Source organism: Sulfitobacter sp. M05, assembly GCF_029285175.1.
In the GTDB taxonomy this organism is placed as follows: domain Bacteria; phylum Pseudomonadota; class Alphaproteobacteria; order Rhodobacterales; family Rhodobacteraceae; genus Sulfitobacter.
This window is the reverse complement of record NZ_JABEDH010000002.1, coordinates 527,159-545,750: the sequence shown is the minus strand read 5'-3', so window position 1 is coordinate 545,750 and position 18,592 is coordinate 527,159. Positions and strand designations below refer to the sequence as shown.

Below are 18,592 nucleotides of genomic sequence, written 5' to 3'. Positions count from 1 at the left end.
GGGGCGCCTTGCAAGAGATTTAGCCTTTCATCGAGTCCCAGAATGACTTGACGCTTGAGAAAAAGCTGCTGCTTTCGGGATTGTTTTCCGAAGACAGGTCTTCAAACTCTTTTAACAGTTCTTTTTGGCGGCTGGTCAGGTTCACGGGCGTTTCCACCGCAAGTTCGATGATCATATCGCCCACGCCACCGCCGCGCAGTGGTGGCATACCTTTTCCGCGCAGACGCATTTGGCGACCGGACTGGCTGCCGCCGGGGATTTGAACGCGGCCACGTCCGCCGTCGATTGTGGGGACCTCGATATTGCCACCCAGTGCGGCGGTACTCATCGAGACAGGCACACGGCAAAACAGATTTGGCCCATCGCGTTCGAACAGGTCGTGTTCGGCCACTTCGATAAATATATAGAGATCGCCGGACGGCCCGCCCCGCATACCCGCTTCGCCTTCACCGGCCAAACGGATGCGAGTGCCCGTTTCCACACCCGCGGGAATGTTAACGCTCAGCGAACGTTCCTTTTCGATCCGGCCAGCGCCGCGGCAGGATTTACATGGGTTTTTAACGATTTGGCCCATGCCCGAGCAGGTTGGACAGGTGCGTTCAACCGTAAAGAAACCTTGCTGCGCGCGCACCTTACCCATGCCGGAACATGTTGGGCAGGTTGTCGGTTCTGCACCGCCTTCGGCACCGGATCCCGAGCAGCTGTCACATTGTACCGAGGTCGGCACATTGATGGACTTCTGCATACCTGCAAAGGCGTCTTCGAGGGTGATGCGTAGGTTATAGCGCAGGTCGGCACCGCGCGCTGCGCGACGTCCACCGCCGCCGCCGCCACGCTGGCCCATAAAGTCGCCAAACAAGTCGTCGAAAACATCCGAGAAGGCGGAGGAGAAATCCCCCTGACCGCCGCCGCCGGGACGTCCACCGCCGCCGCCCATGCCACCCTCGAACGCAGCATGGCCATAACGGTCATAGGCTGCTTTCTTATCGGGTGCCTTTAAGACGTCGTAGGCTTCGTTTGCCTCTTTAAACTGTGCTTCGGCGTTGGGATTGTCGGAATTGCGATCCGGATGCAGCTCCTTGGCTTTTTTGCGAAAGCCCTTTTTGATCTCATCCGCTGACGCGCCCTTGGCCACACCAAGCACTTCATAATAATCACGTTTTGCCATGGATCATGTCCTTTACAAGAAACGTGAAGGGCCGGCCCGTCAAATCGGACCGGCCCATACCACGTGTTCCGCGTACGATTAAGATTAAGAAGTCCGCTTGTCGTCGTCGAGGTCTTCGAATTCCGCGTCGACGATATCGTCATCCGCAGGTCCGCCTTGCTCGTCAGCGGCGGCCGCCATGTCGTCCTCGCTGGCTTCGGCAGATGCTTTATAGATCGCTTCGCCCAGTTTCATCGCCGCTTCGGTGACGTTCTGGATGCCGGATTTGATCTTGCTTGCATCTTCTGTTTCCAGCTCGTCCTTAAGAGCCGCAATTGCCAGTTCGATGGCCTCGACTGTGGTCGGGTCAACCTTGTCGGAATGCTCTTCCACAGACTTTTCTGTCGAGTGGATCAGGCTTTCCGCTTGGTTTTTCGCCTCGATCAGCTCGCGACGATCCTTGTCCGCCTCGGCGTTTTCTTCGGCGTCTTTAACCATTTGGTCGATGTCCGCATCCGACAAACCACCAGAAGCCTGGATCGTGATCTTCTGTTCTTTGCCAGTGCCTTTGTCCAACGCGCCCACGGCAACGATACCGTTTGCGTCGATGTCAAACGTCACTTCGATCTGCGGCATGCCGCGTGGGGCAGGCGGGATGTTCTCAAGGTTGAAAGCACCGAGGATCTTGTTGTCGGCCGCCATTTCACGTTCGCCTTGGAATACGCGGATCGTCACGGCGTTCTGGTTGTCTTCGGCTGTCGAGAAGACCTGCGATTTCTTGGTCGGGATTGTTGTGTTGCGGTCGATCAGACGGGTGAACACGCCGCCAAGGGTTTCAATACCCAAGGACAATGGGGTCACGTCCAGCAGAACGACGTCTTTCACGTCGCCTTGCAGAACACCGGCCTGAATCGCGGCACCAAGGGCAACAACCTCGTCTGGGTTCACACCCTTATGTGGCTCTTTGCCGAAGAATTTGGTCACTTCCTCAACAACGCGCGGCATACGGGTCATACCACCAACCAAGACAACTTCGTCGATGTCAGAGGCGGACAGGCCGGCGTCTTTCAGCGCTTCTTTACAAGGCTTCATGGAGGCTTTGATCAGGTCGCCGACAAGGCTTTCCAGCTTGGCGCGGGTCAGTTTCATCACCATGTGCAACGGTGAACCGTCAGAACCCATGGAGATAAACGGCTGGTTGATTTCTGTCTGGCTGGCGCTGGACAGTTCGATCTTTGCCTTTTCCGCCGCTTCCTTCAGACGCTGAAGCGCCATCTTGTCTTTGGTCAGGTCGACGCCGTTGGTCTTTTTGAATTCATCCGCAAGGTAGTTCACGATGCGCATGTCAAAGTCTTCACCACCAAGGAACGTGTCACCGTTGGTAGATTTTACTTCGAACAGGCCGTCATCGATCTCAAGGATGGTAACGTCGAATGTACCACCACCAAGGTCATAAACCGCGATGGTTTGTGTCTGCTCTTTGTCCAGACCATAGGCCAGCGCAGCAGCGGTTGGTTCGTTGATGATGCGCAGCACCTCAAGGCCGGCAATCTTACCGGCGTCTTTGGTGGCCTGACGCTGGGCGTCGTTGAAATACGCAGGAACGGTGATGACGGCCTGCGTTACGTCTTCGCCCAGATATGACTCGGCGGTTTCTTTCATCTTGCCCAAGATGAAGGCAGAGATTTGCGAGGGTGAATATTTCTCGCCGCGTGCCTCGACCCATGCGTCGCCATTACCGCCGTCGATCACATTGAAGGGGAGGTTCTTTTTGTCTTTCGCCAGATCCGCGTCGTCATTGCGACGGCCAACCAGACGTTTCACACCGAAAATGGTGTTGTCGGGGTTTGTAACAGCCTGACGTTTTGCAGGCTGGCCCACCAGACGCTCGTCGTCGGCAAAGGCGACGATGGATGGTGTGGTGCGGGCACCTTCAGCGTTTTCGATAACGCGAGGCTGGCTGCCGTCCATGATGGCGATACAGCTGTTTGTTGTTCCTAGGTCAATACCAATTACTTTGGCCATGTTTTCGATCCCTTTTGTTCGTTAAGGCGATGACACGAGGCGCAGGCCCGTTTTGGCACCTTTGCCCCGATCTGATGACACTGAAAGCAGTAGGCCCTCAGCGGTTCGATGGGTATATAAGGAGCGGTGTTCGGGCTCGCAAGCACCGCCACCCCCGAGAAGTGAAGAATCTGCACGGATTTTTCAGAAATTAGCGCGGAAACAGGATGAAATGACGGAATTAACGCTGCGTGGCTTTGTCATTCATAAGGGGCTACTGGATTTGACCGCCCAACAGAGGCTTGTCAATGCGGTGCGAGAGGTGGTGCGGGCCGCGCCCTTGTTTCGGCCGGATACGCCTTATGGCAAACAAATGTCGGTCCGGATGACGGCCGCGGGAAAATACGGTTGGTATTCTGACAAACACGGGTATCGCTATTCTCCAACCCATCCTGGAGGCCAGAAATGGCCCGCAATCCCGCCGCAGCTTCTGACGCTTTGGGATCAGGTGACTGGTCTGTCGCGCAAACCTGAATGCTGTCTGATCAACTATTATTCAGCGGATGCGAAAATGGGGATGCACCAGGACAAAGACGAAGCGGATTTTCAGTGGCCTGTGCTGTCGATTTCCCTTGGCGATGATGCGCTGTTCCGGATCGGGAACGTTACGCGCGGTGGCAAAACGCAATCGGTTTGGTTGCAGTCAGGGGATGTGGTTGTGATGGGTGGTGATGCACGGCTGACCTATCATGGTGTGGACAGGCTGCGCGCTGGCACATCACGCCTGCTGGACAGAGGCGGGCGGATCAATCTGACTTTGCGGGTTGTGGAATAGCGGCTGGTTCCCGTCTTATCGCCGCGCGTTCCAGCTGAGCGAGGCGTGTTTGCGGGTATAAAATTCACCCATCAGCCCGATCATGATCAAAACAATGGACAACCAGAATGCATATTCCCAATTCGAATAGCGCGGGTTGTAATTGATAAAGGCAAAGCCGCGTGCCTGATCAATGGTGTGGAACAAGGGGTTCCAATCAAACATTGCCAGCATGTATCCGGGCAGGGTGTTGGCGACAAACATCTTGCCAGATGCCAGCATGTTGGCGCGTTGGTATAGTTGTGAGGCAAGCGAAACAAAGGCCGGAAACCACGGCTTTATCGCCAGAAACACCAGACCAAGCGAACAACCGGTGAACCAGGACATCACCACCATCAGAAACGCATTTACTGGCTGGTCAATACTCACCGGGCTCCATGCGACGTGATAGGCAAACAGCACCAGAAACAGCGAAAGCACTTGAATATAAAGGGCCCCCAATGCGCCGGACAGGATCGCGATGATGGTGTTCATCGGCGCGTGTTGCATCATGGGGCTGGCCGGCCCCTCTGCCCCCATTACCGAACCGATGGCCTTGATATGAGTGAGGTAAAGGAAAATACCGGTCATGATATAGACCAGAAAGTCACCGCGGATCGCCGAACCACGCACCCCTAAGATGGTGAACATCAGATAAAACGCACCAACGAACATGGCAGTTTGCGCGACGTTGATGCCAATCGCGATAAAGGCATTGTTGTGCTGTTTGCGCACGCTGCGCACGATGGAATGGTAAACCAGTTCCGCCATCGACAGGAACGACGAAATGCCGCCCTTGGGTTTCCGTTTGGATTGAAACATCACTGCCGCCCTTTGACAAAGCCTACCGTCGCACGGAATTCTTGCTGTTCCGTTACGCTCACAGCATAAGGTGGAAGACAGATCCGATCAACAAAAGCCTAAAGGTATGCCGCGAATGGACTACGAAAGCCTAGTGACTGTGATGCGCAAGCTATCATTGCAAGCCGGTGACAAAATCATGGAAATTTATGGTCAGGATGATTTCGACGTGAAATCGAAATCTGATGACAGTCCAGTCACCGCCGCAGACGAGGCCGCAGATGCGATTATCAGTGCAGGTTTGCGGGCGGCATTTCCTGACGTGATGTTGGTAACAGAAGAGCAATCCGCGACCCATAGCGCGCAGGGCGATACATTTTTGATCGTCGATCCTTTGGACGGCACCAAGGAGTTCATTCACCGGCGCGGCGATTTTACCGTGAACATTGCATTGGTCGAAAACGGCAAGCCGACACGTGGCGTGGTCTATGCGCCTGCAAAGTCGCGGATGTTCTTTACTCAGGCCGATGGGCAGTCGGTTGAGGAAACCGGCGAGTTCGACAAAGACGTCATTGGAAATGTGACACCGATGTCTGTCTCTGATGCGGATAACGCTGCGCTTATGGTCGTAGCGTCGAAATCACATCGGGATCAGGCCACGGATGACTATATCGCGAAATATGCCGTGCGGGACATGACCAGCGCAGGGTCGTCGTTAAAGTTCTGTTTGATCGCGACGGGCGAGGCGGATGTGTATCCGCGTCTGGGCCGGACGATGGAATGGGACACCGCTGCAGGCCATGCGGTGCTGTTGGGTGCGGGCGGTGATGTGGTTCGGTTTGATGATCACACTCCGCTGGTTTATGGCAAAGCCGATTTTGCCAATCCGTTCTTTATCGCCCATGCGCCCTCTGTTGTGTTGAAGTCCGCCTGATGTCGGTCCTCATCGCCATCCCCGCCCGCTTTGCCTCAACCCGCTATCCGGGCAAACCGCTTGCTGAACTCAAAGGTGCAACCGGACAGTCACTTTCGTTGATTGAACGTTCTTGGCGTGCGGCTTGTGCTGTCCAGGGGGTGGATCGTGTGGTGGTCGCCACCGATGACGACCGGATCAAGGATGCCGCCGAAGCCTTTGGTGCAGAGGTGGTGATGACCTCGACGGAATGCGCGAACGGAACAGAACGCTGCGCCGAGGCGCACAGCGCGCTGGGCGGGGGATATGACATTGTCGTGAACCTGCAAGGTGATGCGCCGCTGACGCCCCATTGGTTTGTTGAAAGCCTTGTGCAGGGTCTGAAATCCGCCCCAGACGCCGAAATTGCAACACCTGTTCTGCGCTGTGATGGGGCGACATTGAATTCCTTGTTGGCCGACCGCCAAGCTGGGCGCGTCGGTGGGACAACTGCGGTTTTTGCGGCAGATCACAGCGCGATGTATTTCTCGAAAGAGGTCGTACCGTTCACATCAAAAACCTATGCCGAGGCCGAACCAACCCCGGTGTTTCATCACGTCGGGGTCTATGCTTATCGCCCTGATGCGCTGGCGGCTTATCCGGCATGGCCAACCGGCCCGCTGGAACAGTTGGAAGGGTTGGAACAACTGCGGTTTATGGAAAACGGTCGCTCGGTTCTATGTGTCGAAGTAGAGGCCAACGGGCGGGAATTCTGGGAGTTAAACAACCCCGAAGATGTGCCAAAAATAGAGTCTATGATGGCGAAAATGGGCCTTGAATGACACATCCACCGGTCAGCGTTGTCATTGTCAGTCGGGACCGTCCCGAGGCATTACGGCGCTGTCTGTTGGGGGTTGCACAGCTTCAATATCCCGCCTTTGAAATTGTGGTGGTTGGTGATCCCTTAGGGATCAAGGTGGCCCAGGGGATGCCCTTTGCTGCCGACCTGAAGCTGGTGCCATTTGACGTGCCCAATATCTCTGCGGCGCGCAACCTTGGTATTGTGCAGGCCGCAGGTGATATCGTGGCCTTTATCGACGATGACGCTGTACCAGAGCCACAATGGCTGCGGCATCTGGTGGCACCGGCCGCCCAGCGGGATGTCGCTGCGATGGGCGGTTTTGTACGAGGGCGCAACGGGATATCCTTTCAGTGGAAAGCCCGCAGTCTGGATCACCTTGGCGAGGCGCACCCGCTGGATCTGCACCAAGACTTGCCCACAGTCCTGCACCCGCCAAAGGGACACGCGATCAAGACCGAAGGCACAAACATGGCTTTTCGCCGCGATGTGCTGATTGAATTGGGTGGGTTTGATCCGGGTTTTCACTATTTCCTAGACGAGACCGATTTGAACATGCGGCTGGCGCGTGCTGGTCATGCAACGGCGCTGGTGCCTTTAGCAGAGGTTCACCATGGCTTTGCCGCCAACCGGATGCGCAGCGCCAATCGGGTGCCGCGGGATTTGTATGACATCGGGGCCAGCTGGGCAGTGTTTCAGCGCAAACATGTGCCTGCCCCCGAGCGTGACGGCCAATGGCGACGCCTGCGTGCATCCGAACGCCAGCGGTTACTGCGCCATCTGGTGAGCGGCGGGGTTGAGCCGCAAACGGTGCGCCGCTTGTTGTCGCGGCTGGACCTTGGCTTTGCCGACGGACTTAAGCGTGATCTGACGCAAGCGAAGCTGGCTGCCCATCCGGCGGAACCGTTCAAGGCCTTTCCGGCGCGGGCGCGCAAATCATCCGCGGTGTCGTCACGGCCATTGACCTTTCGCAAGGATGTTAAGACAGCGGCGCAAAGGGTGAAAAATGGTGAAATCATCACCCTGATTAGCCTGTCGTTTACGGCTATGTACCACCATCTGTCGTTGAATGACGCCGGCGTTTGGGTGCAGCGCGGCGGCATTTTTGGCAAATCGGACCGTAAAGAGCCGCTTTTTCGTATGACAACAAGGTCACGGCGGCTTGAAAAGGAACATAGGCGCGTTGCCAGACAGCGCGGTTTGGGCAAAGACTGAGCAGGAAATCACTGGTATTTTCCAGAACACAAAAGATGGCACAAGCCACATAAAAATAGATTGAGGTAAAAGATGCGTAAAAAGGTAACAAAAGCGATCTTTCCGGTCGCTGGTATGGGCACCCGGTTTTTGCCGGCGACCAAATCGGTGCCCAAGGAAATCATGACACTGGTTGACCGTCCTTTGGTTCAATATGCGATTGACGAGGCGCGCGCGGCGGGGATCAAGGAATTCATCTTTGTCACTTCGCGGGGCAAGGGGGCCTTGGAAGACTACTTTGATCTGGCTCCCCAACTGGAACAGGAACTGCGCAAAAAGGGCAAGACAGAGCTGCTTGAGATTCTCAAGTCCACAAATATGGACAGTGGTGCGATTGCCTATGTGCGGCAACACAAGGCGCTGGGCCTTGGACATGCGGTCTGGTGTGCGCGGCGGTTGATCGGGAATGAACCTTTTGCGGTGATGTTGCCAGACGATGTGATTGCAGCCGAGAAACCCTGCTTGCAGCAGATGGTCGAAGCCTATGCCGAGACCGGTGGCAATATGGTTGCGGCAATGGAAGTGGCCCCGGAACGCGCGTCGTCTTATGGTGTTCTAGATATTTCTGAAGACGATGGCGAGTTGGTCAAGGTCAAGGGTATGGTCGAAAAGCCACCCGCTGGCGAAGCGCCGTCAAACCTTGCTGTGATCGGGCGGTACATTCTTTCGCCAAGTGTCTTGCAGCATCTCAACAAGATGAAATCAGGGTCTGGCGGTGAAATCCAGCTAACCGATGCGATTGCCCAAGACATTGAAAACGAAAATAATGTTCATGGCTACCGGTTCCGGGGGCAACGTTTTGATTGCGGGTCCAAATCGGGGTTTTTGCAGGCAACAGTCTCTTTCGGGTTGGCGCGTGAAGAGTTGCGCGACGACCTGCGGACCTATCTGAAAAGCATCATGCTGGACGGCGACACCTAAAGCGAGGAGCCATCACTATGACCTATGTTTTGGTGACCGGTGGTGCGGGCTATATCGGTTCACATGCCTGCAAGGCGCTAAAGGCTGCGGGATACACGCCGGTCACTTTCGACAACCTTGCAACAGGGTGGCAGGACGCGGTCAAATTCGGCCCCTTTGAACAGGGTGATTTGCTGGACCGCGCCAGATTGGATGCCGTTTTCGCACAGTATGAACCGGTGGCGGTAATGCATTTCGCAGCACTTAGTCTGGTCGGGGAATGCATGCAGGACCCGGGGCTTTACTGGCGCAATAACGTCGCGGGGTCGTTAAACTTGATCGAGGCCGCGGTTGCGTCCGGATGCCTGAACTTTGTGTTCTCATCGACCTGTGCCACCTACGGGGATCAGGACAATGTTGTGTTAGATGAAGACAGCGCCCAGATGCCAATCAATGCCTATGGTGCCTCCAAACGTGCGATTGAGGATATGTTGCACAATTTTGAAACCGCCCACGGATTGCGCCATGTGATTTTCCGCTATTTCAATGTGGCCGGCGCGGACCCGGATGGTGAGGTGGGCGAGTTTCACCGGCCAGAGACACATTTGGTCCCGCTGATGTTGGATGCGATTGACGGCAAACGTGATGCGTTGACAATTTTTGGCACTGATTACGATACGCCCGATGGCACCTGTATTCGGGACTATGTGCATGTTTGTGATCTGGTGGACGCCCATGTTCTGGGGTTGAAATGGCTGGCGGATGACAAGGGAAGCCGGGTGTTCAACCTTGGTACGGGTACTGGATTTTCGGTGCGTGAGGTGCTGGAGCAAAGTCATGCTGTGACAAACCGTGCTGTACCATGTCACGAGGGGCCGCGCCGTGCGGGGGATTGCACCAAGCTGGTTTCCGGCTCGACGCGTGCCAAGGCCGAGCTTGGTTGGCAACCGCATAGATCCACCATGAAACAGATGATCACCGACGCTTGGAGATGGCATCAGTCCGGCCATTACAAAGGTTGATATGCCCGCCGCGCGGCTGCTTGACCTGACAAGGAGTTTGCGCCGTACCGGGCGTGTCTGCACAGGTGTGGACCGTGTGGAACGGGCCTATCTTGACCGATTTTTACAAGACCGGGATGTGCCGGCCTTTGGCGTGGTGCGGACGCCGTTCGGGTATCTCTTGCTGGATCGTGACGGGCTGGCAGCCTTTCGGAGTAGGTTGAACGGAAGCCTCGCGGTTGGGCGTGTCGGTGCCTTTGCACGGATGGCTCTACGGCAAAAACAGCCCCAGGTTCAGGCACGCACCGATGCCCGCCGCCATGCGCTGGCGCGTTGTTTGCCTGGCGGGCTGGCGCGGATGCTGCGGAAACACCTGCCGCCGGATTTCGATTATTACAACACTGGACATAGCAATCTGAGCGAACGGATGTTCACCAGTGTCACGTCAGCCTCCGGGTCCATTCATGTGTTGATTCATGACGTGATCCCAATCGACCACCCTGACTTTCAGCGCCCAGGCACCACATTGCCCTTTCGGGACAAGATGAAACGGGTGCAAGACCATGCGGACCGGATCATCTATAACTCAGCGGATACCCGCAAGCGGGCAGAGGCAGTGATGCAGGAATGGGGCAGGGTGCCAGAGGGCATCGTTTCGCATTTGGGAGCAATCCGCCCTGTGCCGGTTAAGTCTGAACTGCCTGACGGCCTGCCCCCTGCGCGACCCTATTTTGTGACAGTCGGAACAATCGAACCGCGCAAGAACCACGCGTTCCTGCTGGACATCTGGGCGCGGCTTGGCCCGAATGCGCCGCCGCTTTTGATCTGTGGCAACCGGGGCTGGAACAATGACGCGGTGTTTACGCGGCTGGACGATTTGCCGCCTGATGGCCCCGTGAAAGAGGTGCCAAACCTGAGTGACGGTGCGCTTGCTGCCCTTGTTGCTGGCAGTGCCGGTTCGCTTTTTCCAAGTCACGCAGAGGGGTTCGGCTTTCCGCCGTTAGAGGCCTTACAGTTGGGAACGCGTGTTTTATGCAACGATTTGACTGTATTACGCGAAATTATTGGCGCTCACGGGACATTTGCCCCTGTTTCAGACGTGGAATTGTGGCTAAAAACAATACAAAGTTGGGAAAATACTCCGCCAAACACAAGCAACGAAACCGTCTTTGCAGGTCCAAACTGGGAGGATCATTTCAAGACCGTGTTAAGTTTAAGATGATATCGCACAAACGAGCGGTGTATTTCCGAAGGCAAAGGGTGGTTATTGGGCATTTTTCGGTCATACGGGCTGAGGCTTCAACGCAAGCGTTGGCGCATCCGGGCGATTAGAAAACGCCGGGAACTCAAGCGGGTTGCCAACCGTACGGGACAAATCCGTTCGGACGACCTTTTGCTGTTTTGCACCCAGCGCAACGAGGGAGTGCGACTGCCCTATTTCCTTGAGTATTACCGCAAGATGGGCGTTGGCCATTTCTTCTTTGTGGACAATGACAGCGATGACGGTTCACTTGATTACCTCGCTGATCAGCCTGACGTTTCTGTCTGGAGTACCAAGGCAAGTTACAAGCGCGCCCGCTTTGGTGTCGACTGGCTGAACGGGCTTCAGATGAAATTCGCGCATGGGCATTGGGTGCTAACCGTTGATCCTGACGAATTTCTGGTGTTCCCCTTCTGTGATACGCGACCCTTGCGGGCGCTGACGGATTGGCTTGATGCGTCGTCGATTAAATCCTTCTCGGCAATGCTGCTGGATATGTATCCAAAGGGGCGGCTGGATGAACAGCCATACCGTGCGGGCCAGAACCCGATTGATATCGCCTGTTGGTTTGACAGCGGGAATTACACGATTTCGCGCAATCCTAGTTTTGGCAACCTATGGATACAGGGCGGCCCGCGCAGCCGTGTTTTCTTTCCTGAAGAACCGGCCAAGGCACCGGCGCTGAACAAGGTGCCTCTGGTCAAATGGGACAAGCGGTATGCCTACGTCAGCTCGACCCATATGCTGCTGCCGCGTGGTTTGAATCAGGTTTATGATGAATGGGGCGGAGAGAAAGCCTCGGGTGTGCTGCTGCACGCCAAGTTCCTGGATACCTTTGGCGATAAGGCCAAGGAGGAACTGGAGCGCAGCCAGCACTATGCCGGATCGGTCGAATACAAGGCCTATGCCGAACGGATCAAGGATGATCCGCAGCTTTGGTGCAAATGGTCGGAGCGCTATATCAACTGGCGACAGCTCGAAATTCTGGGCCTGATGTCCAAAGGAAACTGGGCATGAACGTCGGGATCGTCATGCTGGTGCATACCGCGCTTGGTAGGGCGGAACAGGTCGCGCGGCATTGGTCCGCAGCGGGATGTCCGGTTGTGATCCACGTGGACAAGGTGGTGGATCGGAAAACCTATGATAACTTTGTAAACGCCCTGTCCGATCTGGCGCATATTACCTTCAGCAAACGATACCGTTGCGAGTGGGGGACATGGGGCATTGTTCAGGCCACGCAGGCGGCATCGGAACAGATGTTGGCGCAAAATGCGCAGGTGCGGCATGTCTATCTGGCGTCCGGATCATGTCTGCCATTGCGCCCGGTGCAAGAGTTGCTTGACTACCTCGCAGAGCGCCCGCAGACGGATTTCATCGAAAGCGCGACCACATCCGAGGTACCGTGGACGGTTGGTGGTCTGGACGAAGAACGCTTTACCCTGCGATTTCCCGTCTCGTGGAAGCGCAACCGCTATCTCTTTGATCTGCTGGTGAACACCCAGCGATCTCTGGGGCTGCGTCGTAAGATGCCCAACGGCATTGTTGCGCATATGGGGTCGCAGTGGTGGTGCCTGTCGCGCCGTACCTTGTCGGCAATCCTTCAGGATCCTGAACGATCGACCTATGACCGGTTTTTCCGGCAGGTCTGGATTCCGGATGAGAGCTATTTCCAGACCCTCGCACGGCATTACTCTAGCAACATTGAAAGCCGATCCTTGACCCTGTCCAAATTCGACTTTCAGGGCAAACCGCATATTTTCTACGACGATCACCTGCAACTGCTGCGCCGTTCTGATTGTTTTGTGGCCCGCAAAATCTGGCCCTATGCTGATCGGCTTTACGAGGCATTCTTGACCGACGCCGCCGGTGCAATGAAAAAGACCGAACCGAACCCCGGTAAGATTGACCGTATCTTTTCCAAGGCGGTGGAACGCCGGACGCGCGGCCGATCCGGGCTCTATATGCAAAGCCGTTTCCCGAATGAAGATTGGGAAAACGGGGTGACCGCAGCGCCCTATTCAATGTTTCAGGGCTTTGCTGAGTTGTTCGAAAACTTTGAACCCTGGCTGACCGCGGCCACTGGTGCGCGGGTTCATGGCCATCTGTTTGCAACAGACAAAGTGTATTACGCGGACGGGCAAACCGCGATCAACGGGGCACTTTCAGACAGCGCGGTGTTGCGTGATTATAACGGCAGGGGGTTCCTGACCAACCTGATCTGGAATACACGGGGCGAGCGTCAGTGTTTCCAATTCGGCCCTGCGGACAATCAGGACATCTGCTGGCGGGTCGCAAAAGACCCGAATGCGCAGATTTCGGTGATTACCGGCGCTTGGGCTGTGCCACTGTTCCGGTCCAACCGGGATTTCGCTGACATCCGTGCGATTGCCGCAAATTTACAGAAGAAAGAAAGCGAGCATATGGATATCTTGCGCTCGCCCTACACTAAGGCGCGGGTGCGTATCTGGACCATGGCTGAATTCATCGAGGCACCGATGGAGCCGCTACAAGGCATTCTAGACGAGATTGGGCGCACCAAGCTGAGCCGCCTGTCGGAAGCGCCGAAAATGGTTGATCTGGCCGGCTTTGGCCAGTTCCTGCAAAACCTTAAAAATCAAGGAATGCACCCATACCTCATGGGGGATTTCCCGGTTGAACGGGGTGTTGCGGCGACACCCAAAGCGCAGCGCAAACCCTATCTGGTGCAATAATTATGCCGTCAAAATTCCAGAGCTTTGTTGTTTTTGCAGAAATGCGCACGGGGTCGAATTTTCTTGAAGCAAACTTGAATGCTTTTGACGGTATCTGCTGTCACGGCGAGGCGTTTAACCCCCATTTCATTGGCTATCCGAACAACGAACCAATTCTTGGCGTTGACCTTGAAACCCGCGATGCCGATCCAAAGGCCTTGTTTTCGGCCATCCGTAAAGACCCCGCGCGGCTCAGCGGGTTCCGGTACTTTCACGACCATGATCCGCGGGTGTTCGACACCATCATTAGGGACAACACCTGCGCCAAGGTTATCCTCACGCGGAATCCGGTGGAAAGCTATGTCAGCTGGAAGATCGCGCAGGAAACCGGCCAGTGGAAACTGACCGATATGAAGGCGCATAAGGTGGCGCAAGCGCAGTTCGATGCGGATGAGTTCGCCGCACATCTCGACGCGCTTCAGGCGTTTCAGGTCACCCTGTTGAACCGTTTGCAAACCACAGGACAGACGGCGTTCTACGTGGCCTATGAAGATTTGCAAAGCGTCGATGTGATGAACGGTCTGGCGCGGTTTTTGGGGATGGATGAAAAGCTGGAGGCGCTGGACAAGAGTCTGAAAAAACAAAACCCCAGCCCGATTTCCGCTAAAGTACGCAATTATGACGACATGGGTGCGGCTTTGGCACAGCTGGATCGGTTTGATTTGACCCGTACCCCCAATTTCGAACCCCGACGTGGGCCGGTTGTGCCGTCTTATGTTGCCGCTGCCGAAACGGCGCTGCTGTACCTGCCTTTGCGGTCAGGCCCACAGACCTCTGTGGTGCAATGGTTGGCTGATCTAGACGGGGTGGCACCGTCTGATCTGCACACCAAGATGACCCAAAAGGATCTGCGCCAGTGGAAACGCAAACATCCCGGGCATCGCAGTTTTACCGTCTTGCGCCATCCGGTGCAGCGCGCGCATGATGCGTTTTGCCGGCATATCCTGCCTGCCGACAAGGGCAGTTATGTGCAGCTGCGCAAAACCATGATGCGGCGGTATAAGATGCCCCTGCCAGATGGTGGTCCGGACGCTGGGTATGATTTGGCGGCCCACCGCACGGCATTTATTGCCTTTCTCAAATTTCTGAAGGGAAACCTGTCAGGGCAAACCGCAATTCGTGTGGACGCCGCATGGTGTACGCAAGCACAAGCGATTGCCGGATTTGCGGATTTCTGTCTGCCTGATCGCCTTGTCCGGGAGGCGGATCTTGCCGGCGAACTGGCGGATCTGGCCGCGGCTGTTGGTCATCCGGACGCCCCTGTCGCGCCACAGGTCGCGCCGGATCAACCCTTTGCGCTGGATTTGATCTATGACAGCGAAATTGAACAGCTGGCGGTGGATGCCTACCAGCGCGACTATATGATGTTCGGTTTTTCCGACTGGAAATAATGCCGACATCGACCTATCGCGCCCAAGCTTAACCATGCCCCCATTACCCTGCCACGCTGCGCGTTCTTGGGAATTTGGTGATACGAGATGATTAAGGTGAAAGGCCGGACGCTTTATGACGTTTCGAGCAAACTCGCACCCCTTGGTCAAACGCGAAAAGGGGTGCGAGATGTCTCGCGTTAAGCTCTAAAAGCTTTAGGCCGCTTGTGCGGATTTTTCTTCGGTCAGGATCGTATGAAGTGTGCCAGCATCGCGGTTCGCCCGCAACTTGTTGCAGATCGAGGTGTCCCGCAATGTCCGTGAAACCAGCGCCAGCGCCTTCAGGTGTTCAACACCTGCATCTTCCGGTGCAAACAGAGCAAATGCCAGGTCGACAGGCTGGCGGTCGACCGACGCGAAATCAATCGGTGAATCGAGCAGAACAAATGCGCCGACCACCTCTTGCAGTCCGGTAAGGCGCGCATGGGGCAGGGCCACACCGTGGCCCACACCCGTTGGTCCCAGCGCTTCGCGCGCATTCAGCGCCTCAACGACACGATCAGCCTCAAGCCCGTGCGCAACGAACATCAGATCACCGAGTTCCTGCATCAGTCGCTTTTTACTGGAGGCGGAGGTCAGAACCTTGACCGCCTCCGGCTTGAGAAGTTTTGAAAAATCCATTCAATCCACTCTGCTTTCGTCGTGAGGCTGTGCCCACTTGGTTATTTATGGGTCGATCCAGCCGATGTTCCCGTCCTCGCGGCGGTACACGACATTCACCCCTTCTTTGCCTTCATTTCGAAACACCAGAACAGGAGCCCCTGAAATTTCCATCTGCATCACCGCTTCACCGACAGACAAGGTTGCAATCTTGGTCTGCATTTCAGCAATGATCATGGGTTGGAGGGTTTCAGGTTCCTGTGCGTCTGAATCGCTATCTGAAGCAAGGATATAAGAGGATGCGCCGAGAAACTCAACAGGCTCTGCACGGTCCTTGTGATGATCTTTCAACCGACGCTTGTATCGGCGCAGTTGTTTCTCCATCTTTTCGTTACACGAATCAAACGCGCCATAGATGTCTGTACTGTGCGCCTTTGCCGACGCTGTCAGACCAGTCGAAAGGTGGACGGTCGCTTCGCAGACAAATTCGTGAGCCGATTTTGAAAAGACCACAACCGCATCGGTCGGGCGTTCAGCGTATTTCTTTACGCCTTCCCCCAGCTCTGCTTTGACGTGGGTTTGAAGCGCATCGCCGATGTCGATCTGTTTGCCGCTGATTTGGTAACGCATAAGTTCTCCTTGTTCGTGTCACCGGGCATCCGTCAGATACACTAATGGTATAGCGGTCAGACAGTGCAAGGTGCGGGAATATGGCGCTGCGTTCAGATTGAAGTCAGCCGAGCCTTGGCAATAAGGCCGATGCAGGAACAGACAGAAACGCAGTGTTGCCATAGCCCCATCAGGCGCTCAAACGCGGCCAAAGTCAATGGTTCCGAAATCACGCTATAGCAAAAAGAGCCGACTAAAGTTCTTCAATTTTAACTTGAGACATCACGCCCGCCTTTTCGCGTTCGACCAAGTAGAGAGAGAGCGAACAAATGATGCAAGTTGTACTTGAAACGCCATGTTTTCCCGAATTTTTAAGAAATGCGAAAGTTGTCACCAAGATAGACGCGGCGCACGTTTTCGTTCTGCACCACCTCTTCAGGGGTGCCAGACATCAACACCTTGCCCTCGTGTAAAATATAGGCCCGGTCAACAATTTCTAATGTTTCCCGCACGTTATGGTCGGTGATCAGCACGCCGATGCCGCGATTCTTGAGGTCGGCAACCAAATGCCTGATGTCCCCGACGGAAATCGGATCAACGCCGGCAAAGGGTTCGTCCAGCAACAGATAGTTCGGATTGGCGGCCAGACAGCGGGCAATCTCAACCCGGCGTCGTTCCCCTCCCGACAGGGCCAAAGCGGGGGCGCGGCGCAGGTGTTCGATAGAGAACTCTGACAAGAGTTCCTCCAGTCGCTCTCGGCGCTGGTGGCGGATGGGAACCGAAATATCAAGGATCGCCGAGATATTGTCCTGCACCGACAGCCCGCGAAAGATGCTCATCTCTTGCGGCAAATACCCGATGCCAAGCTGGGCACGGCGGTACATTGGCAATGTCGTGACATCCTTGCCGTCCACCAGAACGGTGCCACCTTCGGGGGTGACAAGGCCGGCGACAGCATAGAATGTCGTGGTCTTGCCCGATCCGTTCGGACCCAACAGGGCAACAACCTCGCCCCGGTTCAGGTGCATGGAGAAATCGCGGATAACAACTTTTTTCCGGTAGGATTTGCGCAGATGATCAATGCGCAATCCGGCGCTACCATCCGCAACCTGCAACTTGGGTGGCGTCATCAGTTGTTGCCACCGGGCTGGATGATGGTTTTTACACGGCCTGACATTTGAGCAGTGCCATCCGAAAGTTGCACTGTCATCTTGTCGGCGCTTAATGCGTTAGGCCCCTGATCCAGCAAGACACGCCCAGTCATCACGATCGTACCGTCGGAAATGCTGTAATCCGCCCGCTCTGATTCGGCGGCATCAGGGCCGGAGACCAAGGTCACACCGCCGGTGGCTTCTAACCGCTCTATCCCTTTTTGATCGGCCAGATAGATCACCAGAACACGGGGGGCGGACAGGCGCATTTCACCCTGACCAACCAGCACATCACCGGTGAAAATCGCCTCTCCGGTTTCTTGATTGACCGACAGGTTTTGCGCGGTCACCTCGACGGGCAGGTCTGTGTCCTGTGCAAGCGTACCAAATGCGACATTGGTGCCTTGGGCCAGAACCGGACCGGCCAAAAGGCCAAGCAGCAGGGGCAGAACCAGAATTCGCAAATTTTTCACAGGGTCACTCTCTGTCTTGTTGCGGTCTGTATATCAGCTTCACACCGTTTGTGAAAACCAAATGGGACGGTTTGCCGGCATTCAATGTCATGGCACCGGCGTCCAACGTGCCAACCGGACCGGTTGCCGCGACCGGTCCGGGTGAAATTACCCCAAGTGCGGACATTTGTGTGACCAGTAGGTCGCTGTTGATACGATAGCCATTAGAGGTGTTAATCACGACGTCGCCTTGCAAACTGGTGCTGTCCGCCGCGATGTCAAAATAGCCACGGCTTGCGTTTAATATGACCTCGGAGCCGGAATCGAGCTTCATGACGACTTCAACTTGTTCCGCCTCGTTGCCACCGGCATTACCCTCGGGCGTTGTCACCTTTTCAGCCGCGAATGAAATCTCATCGCCGTCTGCCGTGACTGAATAATAGATCGGCCCGGTGACCTGTTGATCGCGCAACCGGTCCTGAATTTCCTTGTCAGCAAATGGAATGACAGCCTTGGGGTCGATCACCCGCGAGAGCAGGAACAATGTCGACAGCAGGGCCAGGGCCATCAACGGCAACAGCACCTTTAGCCAGCCCACAACTTTGGAATATCGATCCGCCTTCATGGC

The 18,592-nt window shown here is 55.6% G+C and carries 18 protein-coding genes; 10 read left to right on the top strand and 8 right to left on the bottom strand.

Features of this window, described 5'->3' with window-relative positions; genetic code table 11:
* Window positions 1-19 precede the first annotated feature (19 nt).
* On the bottom strand, window positions 20-1,168 hold the full coding sequence (gene dnaJ, locus HKX44_RS10800) for a molecular chaperone DnaJ (protein WP_276151338.1): 1,149 nt from the start codon (window positions 1,166-1,168) through the stop codon (window positions 20-22).
* A gap of 84 nt (window positions 1,169-1,252) precedes the next feature.
* Window positions 1,253-3,172, bottom strand: a complete 1,920-nt coding sequence (gene dnaK / locus HKX44_RS10795; protein ID WP_276151337.1) for a molecular chaperone DnaK — start codon at window positions 3,170-3,172, stop codon at window positions 1,253-1,255.
* A gap of 211 nt (window positions 3,173-3,383) precedes the next feature.
* Here dnaK and HKX44_RS10790 point away from each other — a divergent pair, with 211 nt between their 5' ends.
* Window positions 3,384-3,986: an alpha-ketoglutarate-dependent dioxygenase AlkB gene (locus tag HKX44_RS10790; RefSeq protein ID WP_276151336.1), complete on the top strand. Its 603-nt coding sequence runs from the start codon at window positions 3,384-3,386 to the stop codon at window positions 3,984-3,986.
* Window positions 3,987-4,001: 15 nt separating this feature from the next.
* Here the strand turns inward: HKX44_RS10790 and HKX44_RS10785 are convergent, their stop codons facing one another.
* Window positions 4,002-4,826 carry an ABC transporter permease gene (locus tag HKX44_RS10785; protein WP_276151335.1) on the bottom strand — a complete coding sequence of 275 codons (825 nt, stop codon included), beginning with the start codon at window positions 4,824-4,826 and terminating at the stop codon, window positions 4,002-4,004.
* 115 nt (window positions 4,827-4,941) lie between these two features.
* Here HKX44_RS10785 and cysQ point away from each other — a divergent pair, with 115 nt between their 5' ends.
* From cysQ to HKX44_RS10740, 9 genes are all read left to right on the top strand, one after another.
* Window positions 4,942-5,739 carry a 3'(2'),5'-bisphosphate nucleotidase CysQ gene (gene cysQ / locus HKX44_RS10780; protein ID WP_276151334.1) on the top strand — a complete coding sequence of 266 codons (798 nt, stop codon included), beginning with the start codon at window positions 4,942-4,944 and terminating at the stop codon, window positions 5,737-5,739.
* A complete protein-coding gene (locus HKX44_RS10775; protein WP_276151333.1) occupies window positions 5,739-6,539 on the top strand; it encodes a manno-octulosonate cytidylyltransferase in 801 nt (266 codons plus the stop codon). Before cysQ ends, HKX44_RS10775 begins: the two co-directional genes overlap by 1 nt.
* On the top strand, window positions 6,536-7,771 hold the full coding sequence (locus HKX44_RS10770) for a glycosyltransferase family 2 protein (protein ID WP_276151332.1): 1,236 nt from the start codon (window positions 6,536-6,538) through the stop codon (window positions 7,769-7,771). The genes HKX44_RS10775 and HKX44_RS10770 overlap by 4 nt, the downstream gene beginning before the upstream one ends.
* 72 nt (window positions 7,772-7,843) lie before the next feature.
* Complete coding sequence (gene galU, locus HKX44_RS10765) at window positions 7,844-8,731, top strand: UTP--glucose-1-phosphate uridylyltransferase GalU (RefSeq protein WP_276151331.1); 888 nt, start codon at window positions 7,844-7,846, stop codon at window positions 8,729-8,731.
* A gap of 17 nt (window positions 8,732-8,748) precedes the next feature.
* The gene (gene galE, locus HKX44_RS10760; RefSeq protein ID WP_276151330.1) at window positions 8,749-9,732 is read left to right on the top strand and encodes a UDP-glucose 4-epimerase GalE; all 984 of its coding nucleotides are present in this window, start codon (window positions 8,749-8,751) and stop codon (window positions 9,730-9,732) included.
* A 1-nt stretch (window position 9,733) separates the two neighbouring features.
* Window positions 9,734-10,933, top strand: coding sequence for a glycosyltransferase (locus HKX44_RS10755; RefSeq protein WP_276151329.1), 1,200 nt, complete (start codon window positions 9,734-9,736; stop codon window positions 10,931-10,933).
* 45 nt (window positions 10,934-10,978) lie between these two features.
* Window positions 10,979-11,989, top strand: a complete 1,011-nt coding sequence (locus HKX44_RS10750; RefSeq protein WP_276151328.1) for a glycosyltransferase family 2 protein — start codon at window positions 10,979-10,981, stop codon at window positions 11,987-11,989.
* Window positions 11,986-13,683, top strand: coding sequence for a beta-1,6-N-acetylglucosaminyltransferase (locus tag HKX44_RS10745; protein ID WP_276151327.1), 1,698 nt, complete (start codon window positions 11,986-11,988; stop codon window positions 13,681-13,683). The genes HKX44_RS10750 and HKX44_RS10745 overlap by 4 nt, the downstream gene beginning before the upstream one ends.
* A gap of 2 nt (window positions 13,684-13,685) precedes the next feature.
* Window positions 13,686-15,113 (top strand): nodulation protein NodH, encoded by a 1,428-nt coding sequence (locus tag HKX44_RS10740; protein WP_276151326.1) that lies wholly within the window; start codon window positions 13,686-13,688, stop codon window positions 15,111-15,113.
* Window positions 15,114-15,308: 195 nt separating this feature from the next.
* Here HKX44_RS10740 and HKX44_RS10735 read toward each other — a convergent pair whose 3' ends face one another.
* From HKX44_RS10735 to HKX44_RS10715, 5 genes are all read right to left on the bottom strand, one after another.
* Entirely contained in the window at window positions 15,309-15,773 is a 465-nt protein-coding gene (locus tag HKX44_RS10735; protein WP_276151325.1) for a PTS sugar transporter subunit IIA, read from the bottom strand.
* Window positions 15,774-15,818: 45 nt separating this feature from the next.
* Complete coding sequence (gene raiA, locus HKX44_RS10730; protein ID WP_276151324.1) at window positions 15,819-16,382, bottom strand: ribosome-associated translation inhibitor RaiA; 564 nt, start codon at window positions 16,380-16,382, stop codon at window positions 15,819-15,821.
* A 350-nt stretch (window positions 16,383-16,732) separates the two neighbouring features.
* Window positions 16,733-17,491 (bottom strand): LPS export ABC transporter ATP-binding protein, encoded by a 759-nt coding sequence (gene lptB / locus HKX44_RS10725; RefSeq protein ID WP_276151323.1) that lies wholly within the window; start codon window positions 17,489-17,491, stop codon window positions 16,733-16,735.
* Window positions 17,491-17,985 (bottom strand): lipopolysaccharide transport periplasmic protein LptA, encoded by a 495-nt coding sequence (gene lptA / locus HKX44_RS10720; protein WP_276151322.1) that lies wholly within the window; start codon window positions 17,983-17,985, stop codon window positions 17,491-17,493. The genes lptB and lptA overlap by 1 nt, the downstream gene beginning before the upstream one ends.
* A 4-nt stretch (window positions 17,986-17,989) precedes the next feature.
* Complete coding sequence (locus HKX44_RS10715; RefSeq protein ID WP_276151321.1) at window positions 17,990-18,589, bottom strand: hypothetical protein; 600 nt, start codon at window positions 18,587-18,589, stop codon at window positions 17,990-17,992.
* Window positions 18,590-18,592 lie beyond the last annotated feature (3 nt).

Excerpts from the sequence above, each read along its gene's own strand:
- dnaJ (WP_276151338.1), bottom strand. The coding sequence starts at position 1,168 with ATGGCAAAACGTGATTATTATGAAGTGCTTGGTGTGGCCAAGGGCGCG.
- dnaK (WP_276151337.1), bottom strand. The coding sequence starts at position 3,172 with ATGGCCAAAGTAATTGGTATTGACCTAGGAACAACAAACAGCTGTATC.
- HKX44_RS10790 (WP_276151336.1), top strand. The coding sequence starts at position 3,384 with ATGACGGAATTAACGCTGCGTGGCTTTGTCATTCATAAGGGGCTACTG.
- HKX44_RS10785 (WP_276151335.1), bottom strand. The coding sequence starts at position 4,826 with ATGTTTCAATCCAAACGGAAACCCAAGGGCGGCATTTCGTCGTTCCTG.
- cysQ (WP_276151334.1), top strand. The coding sequence starts at position 4,942 with ATGGACTACGAAAGCCTAGTGACTGTGATGCGCAAGCTATCATTGCAA.
- HKX44_RS10775 (WP_276151333.1), top strand. The coding sequence starts at position 5,739 with ATGTCGGTCCTCATCGCCATCCCCGCCCGCTTTGCCTCAACCCGCTAT.
- HKX44_RS10770 (WP_276151332.1), top strand. The coding sequence starts at position 6,536 with ATGACACATCCACCGGTCAGCGTTGTCATTGTCAGTCGGGACCGTCCC.
- galU (WP_276151331.1), top strand. The coding sequence starts at position 7,844 with ATGCGTAAAAAGGTAACAAAAGCGATCTTTCCGGTCGCTGGTATGGGC.
- galE (WP_276151330.1), top strand. The coding sequence starts at position 8,749 with ATGACCTATGTTTTGGTGACCGGTGGTGCGGGCTATATCGGTTCACAT.
- HKX44_RS10755 (WP_276151329.1), top strand. The coding sequence starts at position 9,734 with ATGCCCGCCGCGCGGCTGCTTGACCTGACAAGGAGTTTGCGCCGTACC.
- HKX44_RS10745 (WP_276151327.1), top strand. The coding sequence starts at position 11,986 with ATGAACGTCGGGATCGTCATGCTGGTGCATACCGCGCTTGGTAGGGCG.
- HKX44_RS10740 (WP_276151326.1), top strand. The coding sequence starts at position 13,686 with ATGCCGTCAAAATTCCAGAGCTTTGTTGTTTTTGCAGAAATGCGCACG.
- HKX44_RS10735 (WP_276151325.1), bottom strand. The coding sequence starts at position 15,773 with ATGGATTTTTCAAAACTTCTCAAGCCGGAGGCGGTCAAGGTTCTGACC.
- raiA (WP_276151324.1), bottom strand. The coding sequence starts at position 16,382 with ATGCGTTACCAAATCAGCGGCAAACAGATCGACATCGGCGATGCGCTT.
- lptB (WP_276151323.1), bottom strand. The coding sequence starts at position 17,491 with ATGACGCCACCCAAGTTGCAGGTTGCGGATGGTAGCGCCGGATTGCGC.
- HKX44_RS10715 (WP_276151321.1), bottom strand. The coding sequence starts at position 18,589 with ATGAAGGCGGATCGATATTCCAAAGTTGTGGGCTGGCTAAAGGTGCTG.